This window comes from Flavobacterium algoris, from assembly GCF_048158525.1.
Taxonomy (GTDB): Bacteria; Bacteroidota; Bacteroidia; order Flavobacteriales; family Flavobacteriaceae; genus Flavobacterium; species Flavobacterium algoris.
In genome coordinates this window covers 109687-124755 of record NZ_JBLNKT010000002.1, presented here as the reverse complement: position 1 = coordinate 124755, position 15069 = coordinate 109687, and the positions used below count along the sequence as shown (strand labels likewise).

Genomic DNA, 15069 nt, shown 5'->3' with positions numbered 1-15069 from the left:
ACCTGTTCATTGATTTGGGCAGGTTTTTTTATGGGTAATTTAAACTATTTGTTATTGTTTAAAAAAACAAACATTATTCTTTTTTATCATCATTAGAATGCCGATTTTTGTCCATTGTAAATCAATAGTAATAAAAATGGAAGTAGAGGATAAAGAGGTTATTTTATTAAAAGTTTCTGGACAAGACAAACCCGGAGTTACTGCTGGTTTAACATCGATATTAGCGACTTATGATGCAACTATTTTAGATATTGGACAAGCAGATATTCATGATACCCTATCCTTAGGGATTTTATTTGAAATAAAAGCGGGTTCTTCTTCTGGGCCTGTTTTAAAAGATTTATTGTTTAAAGCCTATGAATTGGGTATTAAAGTTAAGTTTATTCCAGTTTCTATTGCTGATTACGAAATTTGGGTAAAAGCACAACACAAACAACGTTACATCATAAATATTTTGGGAGAAACATTAACAGCTGTACAATTGGCGGCTGTGACTAGAATAATGTCGGACCAAAATTTAAATATTGATTCTATCAAAAGATTAACTGGTAGAGTTTCTATTATTGAAAAAGAAGAATTTCCTCGTTCTTGCGTGCAATTATCCGTAACGGGCGATATTGTGGATAAAGCATCGATGACTGCCAGTTTTATGGAAATTTCCAGAACTTTAGATGTGGATATCTCTTTCCAAGAAGACAATATGTATAGAAGAAATAGACGTTTGGTGTGTTTTGATATGGATTCTACCTTAATTCAAACGGAAGTAATTGATGAATTAGCTGAATTAGCGGGTGTAGGTGAGCAAGTCAGAGCCATTACTGAATCGGCTATGAACGGCGAAATTGATTTTAGCGAAAGCTTCAAAAAACGGATGGCTTTGTTAGAAGGCTTAAGTGAAGATGTGCTACAAACGGTTGCTGAAAATCTACCCATAACACAAGGAGCTCATCGCTTGATGAAGGCCTTAAAATATTACGGCTACAAGACCGCTATTTTGTCGGGAGGTTTCACCTACTTTGGTAATTATTTACAAAAGGAATTAGGGATTGATTACGTTCACGCCAATGAATTGGAGATTATAGATGGTAAATTGACGGGTAATTATTTGGGTGAAATTGTTGATGGACAAAAGAAAGCCGAATATCTAAAAGCTATTGCGGAAAAAGAAGGCATAAATATCAATCAAACCATTGCTGTGGGTGATGGTGCAAATGATTTACCTATGTTGAACCTAGCCGGTTTAGGAATTGCTTTTCATGCCAAACCAACAGTCAAAGAAAATGCAGCTACTTCAATTTCTAGCCTGGGTCTCGATGGTGTTTTATACCTGTTAGGCTATCACGACAGGCATATTGATATGATGGATGAGGAATAAAAAGTGCAAATGATAATACAAAAAAGGCTGTCTAAAATTATTAGACAGCCTTTTTTATGCTTTAATAGTAGCTGTTTTTTTAGGTTTTTCCAATGTTTGTTTTTCGGGAGATTTACAAATTCCTCTGGCTCCACAACGCATTCTGTGTGGTCCGCAGGAATTTAGAAAAAGTAGCGTTATCAAGATGTAGAAGGTATTTTTCATCTTCCCGTTTTTTTATGCTGTTTGAAATTGCATGCTTTTCAATTGTTCTAGATAATCTCTTTGGTTTGATAATCTTGGAATTTTATGTTGTCCACCCAGTTTATTTTTTCCTTTTAGCCAGTCATAAAACAAATTTTTTCGGGCTACATTAATTACTAACGGATTCAAGGTCATGTTATTGTAGCGTTTCGCTTCGTAATCAGAATTTAAGGATTGTATGGATTCATCCAGTGCTTTCTGAAATTGGGACACATCAGCAGGATTATCTTTAAATTCAATCATCCATTCGTGAGCGCCTTTTTCTTTTCCATTCATAAATATGGGAGCGACAGTATATTCAACAACTTCCATTTGGGTCATTTTACAGGCTTTGGCAATAGCCTGATCGGTATTTTCGACCATTAATTCTTCTCCAAAAACATTGATATGATGTTTGGTTCTGCCTGTAACCCGAATTCGGTATGGATTCAATGAGGTGAAACGTACGGTGTCACCTATCAAATACCGCCACAGCCCAGAATTGGTCGTAATCACTACTGCATAGTTTTTGAAAAGTTCTACATCGGCCAGACGAATTACTTTTTGGTCTGGTGTTCCAAAAGTATCCATTGGAATAAATTCATAGAAAATTCCATAATCCAGCATTAATAATAAATCACTGGAATAATTTAAATCCTGAATGGCAAAAAATCCTTCGGAGGCATTGTATATTTCGTAATATTTAAAATCTTTTTTCGGCAGTATTTTTTTATACTGTTCTCGATAGGGTTCAAAATTTACGCCGCCATGAAAGTACACTTCGAGATTGGGCCAGATTTCGAATAAATTTCCTTTTCCGGTTTCCTCCAGCATTTTATTCATTAAAACCAACATCCACGAAGGAACTCCTGCAAAACTGGTTACATTTTCGTTTTTCGTTTCGTTTATAATGGCAGCAATTTTGGTTTCCCATTCACTCATTAGTGAAATCTTACTGCTTGGTGTACTGCTAAACTCCGCCCAAATAGGCATATTTTCGATTAATATCGCTGATAAATCTCCAAAAAACGTATTGTTATCTTCGTAGATTTGTGAGCTTCCACCAAGACGCAGACTTTTTCCAAGAAAGAGTTCTGATTCTTCGTTGTTATTGAGATACAAACACAGCAAATCCTTACTTCCTTTATAATGGCAATCTTCCAGCGCTTCGTTGCTTACCGGAATAAATTTACTTTTGGCATTAGTTGTTCCGCTTGATTTGGCGAACCATTTTATAGGTGTTTCCCAAAAAACATTTTGTTCGCCTTTACGAGTTCTTTCAATCAGAGGTTGTAATTCTTCATAAGTAGAAATAGGAATTCTATCAGCAAAAGTGGCATAGGAATTTATCGAAGCATAATCATATTCTTTGCCTAAAACAGTATTTTTTGAGGACTGAATTAAATTCATAAGCAATTCTTCCTGAACCTCGTTCGGGTATTTCAAGAAAAGTTCAATCTGATGGATGCGTTGTTTCAGAACCCAAGAGGCAAACGAATTGATTATGGTTAGTGGCATTTTTAAATTATGAATTATGAATTACGAATTACGAATTATAACTTTACCAAAAATAACAAAATTTGTTTAACTTGATGTGTTAAACCTGAAACTTTAAATAGAATGACTTACGAAGGTGTACTTACAAAAATGCAGACTGAATTTGGAAACCCAATTCAATATTATTTAGTTTTTGAGAATAGTTTTTTGAATGTGAATCAGTTGCTGAATAAAAATCTTGAAATTAATTTTGTGGGATACCAATGTTTGAATTGTGGAAAGAAGAAAAAAATATTCCGTCAAGGATTTTGTTACGATTGTTTCTATTCTAGTGCTGCTGTTGGAGATTGGATTATGAAACCGGAGTTAAGTACCGCTCATCTTGGAATTCAGGACAGGGATTTAGCATATGAAGAAAAAGTACAATTGCAACCTCATATTGTATATTTAGCTTTGTCAAGCGAAGTGAAAGTAGGGGTGACCAGAAAAACACAAGTGCCAACCCGTTGGATAGATCAGGGCGCAACCCAAGCGATTTCGATTGTGGAAGTACCAAATAGGTATTTAGCGGGGATTACTGAGGTAGCTCTAAAAAAACATTATGCCGATAAAACCAATTGGAGAAAAATGCTGACAAATAATGTGGAACAAATTGACTTAGTTGCAGAACGATTGAAAGTGGAGAATCTAATTCCAACAGAAGTTCAGGAGTATTTTTATTTGCAAAAAAATGATTTGTACGAAATGCATTATCCCGTTTTACACTATCCAAATAAAGTAAGTAGTTTAAGTTTAGACAAGACACCTCAGTTTCAAGGAAAACTCACAGGAATAAAAGGGCAATACCTACTTTTTGACGATGGAACAGTTTTCAATATCCGCGGTTCTGAAGGATATGTGGTGACGATTAATGTATAAAAAAAGCCTGTCATTGTGAGGATTAAGTTAAGGGATTTTTGATTGAAGATTAACGATTCTTGATTTCAGATTTTTGTGTTAGTAAATAAAAACCATCGCTTTTACAGGTCTCACACATCTGAAATCAAGAATCGTTAATCAAAAATCTGCCATCAAATTTGTCGCTTTATCTTGGACTTAATGACATTGTCTGGAAATAGTTTAAGGTGTCGCCTTAGGTTCTTCTGCTTTTTTCTTTTTATTAAACAATCCATTTAATAAATCGGTTGCTTTTGTTTTTACAGCATTCGTAGTTTCTTCCTTTGTTGTGGGAGTTACTGTCTTTGTAGTGTCGCTTGGTTTCTTATTTTTATTGATAAAATCAGTTAAAGCTGAAGTTCCTTGTTTTACCAATCGTTCTTTTTGTTGTTTCACTAATTGAGTAGTCAGATTGTTAACAGCACTTTTTATATCGGTTGAAATTTTTGGATTAGTGAAGTTTCCGGTTAAAATGGCATTTATAGGGAGATTTTCCAATTTAGCAGCATCGGCTGGAGACAATTTAGCAATTAATGCATTGGCTTCTGAACCCAGATATTTAGCAGGAACATCAAATTTGATATTGTAATTCATACTTTGGTCAAAACCATGAGAACCGCCAATTGTTGCTTTAATGTCTTGGTATTTAATGTTAAATGGTTTTACATTCACTTTTCCGTCTTTGAAAGTAATGGCCGCTTTCAAATCATTCAAATTGATTTTACTTACATCGATGAACTTCAGATTAGAGACCAAAGCCGTTAGTAATGTCGAATTACTCGAATTTATAGTGGTTGAAAGCAACTGGCCCAATAAATCTCCGGTCAGCGTTTTTAAATCAGGCGTTAGTTCTGTTGCATCAAGATTTCCGTTCAATTTGATGGTTGAATTCAGCTTCCCGTTAATGATTCCTGCTATTGGCGCAATTTTTTTCAACATATCAAGTTGCGTAAAAGATTGTGCAATATCCACTTGATTTAAATTCAAATCCATATTGAAAACTGGCGTTTTTCCTTTTGTGGAAACGGCCCCATTTACACCAATTGTCCCTCCAAAAATAGATGTTTTTACGTTTTCTAATGTTACTTTTTCATCCTTTATGATCAATTTTCCCGAAACGTCTTTCAAGGTCAGATTGTTATATAAAACCGTAGTCGCTTTTGCGGTAAGCGTACAATTTAAGAAAGCCGGAATCTTCATTGCTTCTGCTTTTTTAGTGACAGTTTTAGTTTTTTCACCGGTTGTCATGAAATCATCTACAGCTAATTGCTTGGAATTCATGTTGAAATTTCCTTTCAATTCTTGATTTTTAAAAATGAATCCGTAAAAATTTTCTAGAACTCCCGTTACGCTAATGTCGCTTTTTCCGGTTGTTGCATTCAATTGTTTCAAATTGACCTGACTCGGGTTAAACTGAACTAAGGCATTGCTAATGTTCATTGTTTTGCCGTTTTCATCCACATAGTTGAAACCAGACAAACTCATCGTTCCTGCATTGTTAATATTTTGATATTGACTTTTCTCTACAGATTGCATGTCAAATTTGGTCGTTACATCTGCTTTTAAAATACCTGATAATGGTTTGTCTAACTTTATAGGATATGCTTTCGAAAGATTGGCCAAGTTGATGGTTCCTTTTAAAGCGGCATCGACAATTGCATTTTGTGTTATGTTTTTGATATTGGCTTTAGCATTGAAAACATCCTGATCTATTTTGAAAGAAAGTTTGTCAAGGTTCACATACGTATCGTTCAGAATTCCTGTTTCATTAATGATTTTAGTGTCAATAACTATATTTTGAACTGATTTTGGTAAATTAGGATATTGAAATGAAGCATTATTGGAGGCAATTTCAATTTTGAATTTTGGAACGGTTGAATCAGAATACAATCCTTGGGCAAAACCCATAACGGAAAAATCACCAGTTGTTTTTACATTGTCCAAACTTGCCGCGTAAGCCGCCGGAATAACTCCCAAGAAATTTTTGAAAGAAGAAGTTGGTGTTTTGAATTTCAAATCATATTGCTGACCCGCTTTTACCATTTGAATAAAACCGTCAAATTCTAACGGTAATTGATTGATTAATGCTTTGTTTTCCTTGAAAGTGTATTTGCTTTTTTCTAAATCAATGCCCAAAACAGCATCTAAAGTCAAAGAGACGTTTTTCATGTAATTGACTTTATCCATGTCTAAAGATATTTTCGCAGTAGATTTAGTAACCAAATCTAGTTTCTGTGCTTCAAAATCTCCAGTTCCTTCATGGTTCAAGCTGTCGATAACCATCTTTATTTTTGAACTTTCGTCAAAATACCTGAACTTGAAATTCTCGATTCTATAATTCTGAATTTTTAATGATAAAGGACTGCTTTTACCGTCATCCTTGGTTTTGTTATCTTTCAAAGCGATGTCATAATTTCCGATTCCGTCTTTATTGAATAGGATATTGATTAACCCGTTTTTTGAAGTTATTCCGTCAATATGCATTGCTTCGTTTTTGCCTTTAAAAAGTTCTTTTATGGACATTTTTAAATTCAATTCACCTAATGAAACTAACGTGTCGCCTTCAAAAGGAGCTTTGTTAATAATGACTAGCTTATCTAATGCCACATTAGCGTTTGGAAAATTTTTGAATAAACTCAAATTGGCATCTGCAAAAGTGACTTTGGCATCTACTTTTTCATTAATAGCTTCGGCAATTTTGGCTTTTATTTGATCTTTAAAAAAATAGGGAATAGCAAATAAAGCTGCTGCGAATAGGACAATTAGAATCCCAATGATTTTTAAAATTTTCTTTAGCATAATTTGATTTCTTAAGATTTTATAAGTTTAGCAAAAACCCTGCCTGACTTCTTACCAAAATAACGGATTATAGTTTAGGATATTTGTAATGTTTTCATAAATAATGTAATGCTCTCTTTTTTCTTTGTAAAAAAAAATCCGTTTAAGTGAGCTTAAACGGATTTTCTATAAGATATTGTAGGGGTTATTTGATGTTAATTTCAAAAGGCATCATGGCTTGAACGCCTTTTTGAGCTTGCAATCTTTTTACTTCTTCCATGATTTTATAATTTTCTTCCCCAATTTCTTCCTTAATGAAAGATTCTTTAGACTTAGTAAATGGCAGATTAGCTAAAAGATCATTAAAGTCTTTTTCGTATTCAGGATAGTTTTGTGTGGAGTATGTTTTTGTTTTTGCCAAAGCTGCAGCTTCCTGTATAGCATCATTCAAACCTCCAATTTTATCTACCAATCCAATTTTTACTGCTTCGGAACCAGCCCAAACTCTTCCTTGTGCGATAGCATCCACTTGTGCGAATGTCATTTTTCTTCCTTGTGCCACATGTGTTACAAAAGTTTTATAGATATGTTCAATCTCTTCAAGTGTAACTGCTTTTAGTTTTTCGTCCAATGGAACAAAAGGACTGTATCTCGCAGCGTTTTCATGTGTTTTTACTTGTTCTACATTTATCCCGATTTTCTTTGTCAATTGACTGAAATTAGGCAATATCCCAAAAACACCTATTGAACCGGTAATGGTATTGTTTTCGGCAAAAATTTTATTCGCGTTGCAAGCAATATAATACCCTCCTGAAGCTGCGTAATTTCCCATCGAAACGACCACAGGTTTTACTTTTTTAGTTAATTCGACTTCTCTCCAAATCAAATCGGATGTTAAAGCACTTCCGCCAGGACTATCAATTCTAAGTACGATGGCTTTTATATTTTTGTCTTTTCTGGCATCTTGTAATGAACGACGCATGGAACCTTCCCCTATAACATCTACATCTCCTTCCCCGCTACGAATTTCGCCTTGGGCATAAATAACGGCGATTTTATCATTGGCATCGGTGTTTTTTGAAGTTGTAGCTACTTTTTTGGCATAATCCAAAATAGTTACTTTATTGTAATCTTCGTCTTTGGCTACTTTCAATAAGTTTTTAATGGCATTATGGTAAACATCTTCGTAGGCCACAACATCAACCAATCCTTGTGTTTTTGCCATCTCAGGAGTTCGTGCCAGAAGTCCGTTTGCAATTTCATTCAGTTTTGGTACTGATATATTTCTACTTTTTGAAATTTCTGATGCAACAGAATTCCAAATGGAATTCAATAAAGCGGAAGTTTGCTCTCTATTAGCATCGCTCATTTTATTTTCCAGAAAAGGCTCAACAGCACTTTTGTATTTTCCATGACGAATTACTTCCATTTTTATGCCTGATTTTTCCTGAAAATCTTTGAAAAACATAATTTCCGAAGATAATCCTTTGAAATCCATATCGCCAACAGGGTTTAGGTAAATAGGTTTGGCAACTGAATTTAAATAATATTCTTTTTGCGAATAGGAATTAGCGTAAGCCATTACAAATTTGCCTGATTTTTTGAAATCTTCTAATGCATCTCTTAAAGCTTTACTTTGAGCCATGCCTAATTGAGAATCATCATTCAAAATAGAAATTCCTTTAATATCATCATCAGTTTTGGCATCTTCTATTGCACTGATAATATCAGTCAGACCTATGTTTTTTCCATCAGAAAAAATGGTTACCCAAGGATCTTTGAATTTACCGGCATAATCATTTTTTATATCTTCTAGATTTAATTCGATTACTGAATTGCTTTTTACGCTAACTCCTTCTGATTCACCTCCAAAAATGGCTCCTATAATTAGTATTCCAAAAAAGAATAACATAAAAAAGATGAAAATACCTATGATGGTCGCCAACACATTTCCTAAAAACTTCATATTTATATTTTTTTAATAAGTCTAAAAAGAGGTCGAATTGTTACAAACTTTAGGGTTTTTAATTCTAGAATTAGTTATCAACACTCTTTGCAAAGATACTTCTATTCTAAAATTCTTTTAGTTAATTTGTGCTTAATATGAAATCACAGCATCAAGTTATTTTATCGATAGGTAGTAATCAAGGAAACCGATTAGAAAACATCGAGCGTTGCTTGCAATTGATACACCAGGAAGTTGGAACAGTAATCAAAGTTTCAAAGCTATATGAAACGCCGTCTTGGGGTTTTGACAGTGATGCATTTTATAATTGTGCATTAGTGATTCATACCTTTAGCGCTGCTAATAAAATTTTAGGTCAGGTTTTGAAAATTGAAAAACGATTGGGACGTATTCGCAGTGAAGAATTGGGATACCAATCTAGAAGTATAGATATTGACTTGATCACTTTCGATTCAGCAATTATTGAAACGGAAAAACTTCAGATTCCACATCCATTAATGCAAAACAGGAAATTTGTTTTGTTACCCATTCAGGATTTGAATTTAGATTGGAAACATCCTATTCTTAAAAAAACAATATTGGAATTGCTTGAAGTTTCTCCGGATGAAAGTATTTGTAAAGTAGTACAGGATTTAGAAAGTCCTTTGCAAAGTATTGCTTTGGAACAATTTAATTATGTAGCTTTTGAAGGGAATATTGGAGCTGGAAAGACAACTTTGGCTATGAAAATTGCTGAGGATTTTAATGCAAAAACAGTTTTAGAACGCTTTGCAGACAATCCTTTTTTACCTAAATTTTATAAAGATCAAAACCGATACGCTTTTCCGCTTGAAATGTCATTCCTTGCCGACAGGTACCAACAATTATCAGATGATTTAGCTCAATTTGATTTGTTTAAAGATTTTTTAGTAGCCGATTATCATATTTTTAAGTCTTTGATTTTTGCCAAAATAACACTGGCTGAAGATGAATATCGTTTGTATCGAAACCTGTTTGATATCATTTACCGAGAAATGCCGAAACCCGATTTGTATATTTATTTGTACCAAAATTCAGAGCGTCTTTTACAAAATATTAAAAAAAGAGGCAGAAGCTACGAGCAAAAAATTCCAGCAGAATATTTGGATAAAATTAATAACGGATATTTGGATTATATTAAATCACAAACGGAACTGAATGTTCTGATTATTGATGTTTCTAATCGAGACTTTGTGAAAAACCAAGAAGATTATCTTTATATTTTAGATCAAATTCAGCAGAAAATCAGCTAATAGTAATTAGAAATAATTACCTTTTTAATGAAAAATGACCTTTTGCTTCTCTGCCATCTTCTAATTTTAAGGTAAACCAATAATCATCTGCTGGTAAAGAATTACCATTGAAAGTACCATCCCAACCTTGGTTTAAATTGGGAACCCATTGTTTGATGAGTTTTCCGTAACGGTCAAAAATGTAGATTATTGATTTTGAATTAAAAGTTTCATTCACTCCTTTTACGCTCCAATAATCATTATAACCGTCATTGTTTGGTGTAAAGAATTTTGGTGCACCAATAACGGCAATAGTTTTGCTAACTACACCGCAGCCATTTTTGTCTTTGATGAAAACTTCGTGAATTCCTGCGGGTACTTTATCAAAGAAATTGGAGTCCTGCCAAAATCCACTAGGCTCGTCTAAACTATATTCATATTTTCCTTTTCCTGTTACATTTACGGTAACTGTATTTATATCGGTCAAATCTATAATATCAATACTTTCGATATGTGCCAAATCCGAAGCGGTAACTTTTATGGTTCGAATTCTACTGCAACCTGAACTATTTGTTACTTCTACAGCATAATTTCCTTCGGCGTTTACTGATAGCGTTGGGGCTATTTTGCCAATCAAAATAGTTTCGTCTTTTGACCAAATGTAGGTGTAATTACTTGTTGGAGATCCGTCTTGAATTCCAGCATCAAGCGTTACAAAAAAGCTTGGAAGATTAGAACAAACCAATTCATTTTCACTACCATTGGTATTCAAGTTAATTTTCGGAGTTGGATTAACAACAAAATTTAAAGTTGTGGTGGCAGTACAAGAAGTATTTAATGGATTTATTACTGTTGCTGTAATATTTTGAGTTCCTGTTATAAAAGTGGGTGAAAAATTTGAAAGTACAGTTCCGTTTTGTAAAGAATAAGTCACCGTCATTCCGGTTTGTCGGCCTAGAATAGTGGCTTCAAATGTTGAAGTGTCGAATGCAAATTTTCTGTCTTGATTCAAAGGATCTGCTTCATCATCGCAAACTGTAGTTAAGGCAGGGGAGACTGCAAATGCCTTAGGTGAAATGTCTACAATAAAAGGAATGCTTGTTTCGTCATAACATTTTAAAGTTGTTCTATTAGTTACAACGGCTTTTATAGTTTGAGAAGCGGTTGTGAAAGTATTCGGAAACGGACTTGGCAACGGATTATTGTTTTGGTCAAAATAAGTAACAGTAACATCAGCAAGCATTTGTCCTTTTAATAATTTCGATTCAAGGGTACTAGTGTCAAAAATGAATATTCCATCTTGATTGTCATCACATTGTCTTGGAATTATAACTGAATTAGCAATAGGTAAAGCCTCAACTTTTAAAGTAATGTAAGGCCCTAAGCCAACGCAAGCGTTATCTAGACTACTTTCAACCCGTACCCAAATATCTTGAGAATCGCGATAACCAATATTTCTGTAATTTGAAATATCCGCAATCACATTGAGTTCGGCTAAGGCATCAGCTTGGTTTCTGTAATAGTTTATAGTGTAAACTTGATTTATGGGGAGTTGAGTTTGTATTGTGGCTTTCGTCCAAGAGAAATCAAAAGTTGCAATTCCGTCTCTATTATTGTTAATAGCATCTAAAAAATCATCACAAACAGGAGGGACTATGATTTTATAAGTTGAAAGAAGATTGGTAGCAGGAACTTTTAATGTTAATTTGGCAATACTATAACAACCGCTAATTTTATTGGCAACTCTCACCCAAACATTCATTGTCGATGGTGTTGTGTTTTCGAAAGCCAAATTATTTGAAATTAAATCGGTTGTAAGACCATTATTAGCTCCTGATTGTGACGTATAATAGGTAAAGTTTTCATTGGTATAATTTGGGGAAATTAGATTGTTATTTACGGTCAAATTAAAAAGAGTTTCCCCGTCTGGAATCAAATCAGTATCGCATTGAACAATTGTTACATCGTAGACAATTGGCAAAGGATTTACAACAAAATTTAAAGTTGTAGTTGCAGTGCAGTTTGTGTTTGCTGTATTTGTTACTGTTGCTAAAACATTTTGAGTTGCTGTTACAAATGGATTTGGGAGTGGACTTGATAATGGATTTCCATTTTTATCAAAATATTTAACTATCATTCCGGTTTGCCCTTTTAGAATGGAAGCTTCGAATGTAGCCGTGTCAAAAGCAAATTTACCATCTTGATTTAATGGATTTGGTTCGTCATCACAAGTTGTGGTTAAAGATGCAGGAACGGCAAAAGCTTCAGGTAAATCATCTACGATAAATTTAATAGTTGTTTCGTTAGAACAGTGTAAAGGAGAGTTGTTTGTCAAAACAGCTTTTATCGTTTGTGATGTTGTTGTGAAACTAGCAGGAAACGGACTAGTTATCAGATTTCCGTTTGAATCTTTTAGCGGATTAGTGTTTTGGTCAAAATAAGTAATGGTTATGTTTGTTTGATTTCCTAATAAAGTAGACTCAAGAGCAGCAGTATTAAAAGTGAATATTCCATTTTGATTGTCATCACATTTTCTAGGAATTATTACCGGATTTGCAATAGGCAATGGATTTACAGTTACTATAATCGGAGTTCTCGGAGTACAGCCGTTATCAATATAATAGGTTGTGGTGGTATTGAGTGGAGGAGTCGTAAAACTATTACCAGTCCCAAGAGAAACTCCATTTGTTGCAGCATCATACCAGTTTATAGTTCCAGTTGTAGAACTTGCTTGAAGTGTACATGTCGCTGAAGCACAAATAGGGCTTGGTGTTGTCGTTGTAATTTTTGCGATTGTCATTGTAGTACTTGTTGCTATTTGTAGCGTTGGATCGCCTGGCATTCCGCCATATTCTACTACATAACCTTTTGGTTGATAAGATCCGCTAATAGCACCCGTATCAGATAGATCATTCCAGGAGCCTTTGATCCCGATACCTGGTTCTGTAATATGAGCATAATCTTCATTACCAGTTTGATTGGGTTCATTTGTGTTCCAAAAGGCAAAATTTGGAGATGATCCATTAGCAAGGCCATTCCAAAATATTGTACCGTTTTCAGGACCGGTTACCCATTTCCAAACCCCTTCGGTTGCAGCGTCGCTGCCTCCAATCCATCCTGTGCCTGAAGCTTGTTCCCCAATTAGTAGCGCTTCATCTAAAGCGCCAACTGTTGCTAAATAGCCTTGAATTCCATAATATGTGCTCGTTTCTGCTGCCGTTTTTGCTGCTGTCCAAGTAATTCCTAAACTAGGTATAAATTGATAATAATGTTGTGTAGAGGGAAGATAATTGGCTTGACCTATGGTAATGGAAAAATTTCGAATTCCTGAAGGTGAAGACGATGAATTGTAAAATTCTACATCTTTAATCGCAGATACAAAGTCCATATAAGATATTGGTGTTCCAGTAGGACTGTATAGTTTTAATTTCCCTGCAGTAATATCCCAACTTGTGATAATTGTAGGATGTGAACCACTAAGTGTTAATTGGTCTTGTCCGTTTATATAACCTGATGAAATTTGAATGTAAATGGCATCCGTACTGGTGTCATCAGGATCAGTTATTGTAACATCAGTTACAATTTTTATATTGGTTTGAGGGCAATAGATTTGATTGCCTGTGGCTTTAATTATAGGAGCAATATTTGCTACTAAATTTATTTTAGAATTATTAACAGCAGGGTTGATCTTTTGTCTTAGAGTGGTGACGTTTCTTTTTTTTAAAGGATAAACAACTTTAGTAGCGTAGGTTACATTATTGATTAAAAAAAATATTGCCAAAATGACTTTAAAAAAAAAATTATTTTTCATTTTATAAAAATATAAATTTTATCAATATATCGGTGTTTGGCTATAAATTTTAACTAAAAAGAGATAGGTTAGAAAGGTAATAAAACAAAATACATGCTAATTGTTAAATTGTTTAAAAAATTCCCAAACCACAATGCCAGCACTTACCGAAATATTTAAAGAATGTTTGGTTCCTAATTGTGGAATTTCAATACAACCATCACATATTGCAACCGCTTCTTGCGATACGCCATAAACTTCATTCCCGAAGACCAAGGCGTATTTTTTGTCTTTCTCTACTTTAAAATCTTGAAGAAAAACAGCGCTTTCAACTTGTTCAATAGCAAGTGTGGTAATGTTTTCTTCTTTTAATTTATTAATAACTTCAAGGACGTTGTCATTATGTTCCCAACTCACGGTTTCAGTAGCGCCAAGTGCGGTTTTATGAATTTCTTTGTTTGGAGGTGTTGCAGTAATACCGCATAAATATATTTTTTCTATTAAAAATGCATCGGCAGTTCTAAATACAGAACCTATATTGTGTAAACTTCTAATGTCGTCCAACACTAAAATAAGCGGTGTTTTTTCAGATTGTTTAAATGCTTCAATAGATTTTCTTTCGAGTTCGCTGTTTTCCAGTTTTCTCATATTTTTTTGAGTTTATTTCAATAAAAAAAGCTTCCGCAGTTAGGGAAGCTTTTTTGTTATAATTAATTTAGAATTTAGCTTTTTGGTGCATCATCTGCTAAAACTGTTCCTTTTATAGTAAGCACTTTAGTTGGTTGTCCTGCAGCATTTGAAGTTACAGTTACAGTTTTTGTAAATGCACCAACTCTGTCAGTTGCATATTTAACACCAATAATACCTTTTGCTCCAGGAGCAATTGGCTCTTTTGGAGTAGTAGGAACAGTACATCCACATGAACCTTGAGTATTGGTAATGATTAATGGTTTATTACCGTTATTAGTAAAAACAAATTCACGTTTGCCATCTGCATTGTGTGCAATTGTTCCATAATCAATAACTTCAGTTACAAATACCATTCCTGCGCCATCTACTTTTGGAGTAGAAACTTTAGCAGCTATAGCTTTTGCTTTTTTTGTAACTTTTGATGTTTCTTGTGCATTAGAAGCTGTAGCTCCTAAAACTAATAATAACGCTAGTGTAACTATTTTTTTCATTTTCTTGTTTTTTTTAATTAGTAAAACAAATTTAAAGAAAAAATCATGCCAATGGCTTAATTTTTCCTTAAAAA

The 15069-nt window shown here is 34.0% G+C and carries 10 protein-coding genes; 3 read left to right on the top strand and 7 right to left on the bottom strand.

Annotated elements, in window-relative coordinates:
* The first annotated feature begins 136 nt into the window (after window positions 1-136).
* Window positions 137-1375, top strand: coding sequence for a phosphoserine phosphatase SerB (serB, locus tag ACM55I_RS01560; RefSeq protein WP_416845032.1), 1239 nt, complete (start codon window positions 137-139; stop codon window positions 1373-1375).
* A gap of 54 nt (window positions 1376-1429) precedes the next feature.
* Here serB and ACM55I_RS01555 read toward each other — a convergent pair whose 3' ends face one another.
* Both ACM55I_RS01555 and ACM55I_RS01550 read right to left on the bottom strand, forming a co-directional pair.
* Window positions 1430-1579 (bottom strand): hypothetical protein, encoded by a 150-nt coding sequence (locus tag ACM55I_RS01555; protein ID WP_416845031.1) that lies wholly within the window; start codon window positions 1577-1579, stop codon window positions 1430-1432.
* A gap of 12 nt (window positions 1580-1591) precedes the next feature.
* Window positions 1592-3115 carry a GH3 auxin-responsive promoter family protein gene (locus ACM55I_RS01550; RefSeq protein WP_416845030.1) on the bottom strand — a complete coding sequence of 508 codons (1524 nt, stop codon included), beginning with the start codon at window positions 3113-3115 and terminating at the stop codon, window positions 1592-1594.
* Window positions 3116-3217: 102 nt separating this feature from the next.
* Between ACM55I_RS01550 and ACM55I_RS01545 the strand changes: the two genes are divergently transcribed.
* The gene (locus ACM55I_RS01545) at window positions 3218-4012 is read left to right on the top strand and encodes a DUF2797 domain-containing protein (protein WP_416845029.1); all 795 of its coding nucleotides are present in this window, start codon (window positions 3218-3220) and stop codon (window positions 4010-4012) included.
* A gap of 201 nt (window positions 4013-4213) precedes the next feature.
* Here the strand turns inward: ACM55I_RS01545 and ACM55I_RS01540 are convergent, their stop codons facing one another.
* A complete protein-coding gene (locus tag ACM55I_RS01540) occupies window positions 4214-6829 on the bottom strand; it encodes an AsmA-like C-terminal region-containing protein (RefSeq protein ID WP_416845028.1) in 2616 nt (871 codons plus the stop codon).
* A 184-nt stretch (window positions 6830-7013) separates the two neighbouring features.
* Window positions 7014-8774, bottom strand: a complete 1761-nt coding sequence (gene sppA / locus ACM55I_RS01535) for a signal peptide peptidase SppA (protein WP_416845027.1) — start codon at window positions 8772-8774, stop codon at window positions 7014-7016.
* Between the two features lie 137 nt (window positions 8775-8911).
* Between sppA and folK the strand changes: the two genes are divergently transcribed.
* A complete protein-coding gene (folK, locus tag ACM55I_RS01530) occupies window positions 8912-10045 on the top strand; it encodes a 2-amino-4-hydroxy-6-hydroxymethyldihydropteridine diphosphokinase (protein WP_416845026.1) in 1134 nt (377 codons plus the stop codon).
* Window positions 10046-10061: 16 nt separating this feature from the next.
* Here the strand turns inward: folK and ACM55I_RS01525 are convergent, their stop codons facing one another.
* The 3 genes from ACM55I_RS01525 to ACM55I_RS01515 form a co-directional block, all read right to left on the bottom strand.
* Window positions 10062-13835: a T9SS type B sorting domain-containing protein gene (locus ACM55I_RS01525; protein WP_416845025.1), complete on the bottom strand. Its 3774-nt coding sequence runs from the start codon at window positions 13833-13835 to the stop codon at window positions 10062-10064.
* Window positions 13836-13931: 96 nt separating this feature from the next.
* Entirely contained in the window at window positions 13932-14462 is a 531-nt protein-coding gene (locus tag ACM55I_RS01520; protein WP_416845024.1) for an RNA methyltransferase, read from the bottom strand.
* A gap of 74 nt (window positions 14463-14536) precedes the next feature.
* A complete protein-coding gene (locus tag ACM55I_RS01515; RefSeq protein ID WP_416845023.1) occupies window positions 14537-14995 on the bottom strand; it encodes a DUF1573 domain-containing protein in 459 nt (152 codons plus the stop codon).
* Window positions 14996-15069: the final 74 nt, after the last annotated feature.

Bases quoted from the DNA above. Each gene is read 5' to 3' on its own strand.
- serB (WP_416845032.1), top strand. From the start codon at position 137: ATGGAAGTAGAGGATAAAGAGGTTATTTTATTAAAAGTTTCTGGACAA.
- ACM55I_RS01555 (WP_416845031.1), bottom strand. From the start codon at position 1,579: ATGAAAAATACCTTCTACATCTTGATAACGCTACTTTTTCTAAATTCC.
- ACM55I_RS01550 (WP_416845030.1), bottom strand. From the start codon at position 3,115: ATGCCACTAACCATAATCAATTCGTTTGCCTCTTGGGTTCTGAAACAA.
- ACM55I_RS01545 (WP_416845029.1), top strand. From the start codon at position 3,218: ATGACTTACGAAGGTGTACTTACAAAAATGCAGACTGAATTTGGAAAC.
- ACM55I_RS01540 (WP_416845028.1), bottom strand. From the start codon at position 6,829: ATGCTAAAGAAAATTTTAAAAATCATTGGGATTCTAATTGTCCTATTC.
- sppA (WP_416845027.1), bottom strand. From the start codon at position 8,774: ATGAAGTTTTTAGGAAATGTGTTGGCGACCATCATAGGTATTTTCATC.
- folK (WP_416845026.1), top strand. From the start codon at position 8,912: ATGAAATCACAGCATCAAGTTATTTTATCGATAGGTAGTAATCAAGGA.
- ACM55I_RS01525 (WP_416845025.1), bottom strand. From the start codon at position 13,835: ATGAAAAATAATTTTTTTTTTAAAGTCATTTTGGCAATATTTTTTTTA.
- ACM55I_RS01520 (WP_416845024.1), bottom strand. From the start codon at position 14,462: ATGAGAAAACTGGAAAACAGCGAACTCGAAAGAAAATCTATTGAAGCA.
- ACM55I_RS01515 (WP_416845023.1), bottom strand. From the start codon at position 14,995: ATGAAAAAAATAGTTACACTAGCGTTATTATTAGTTTTAGGAGCTACA.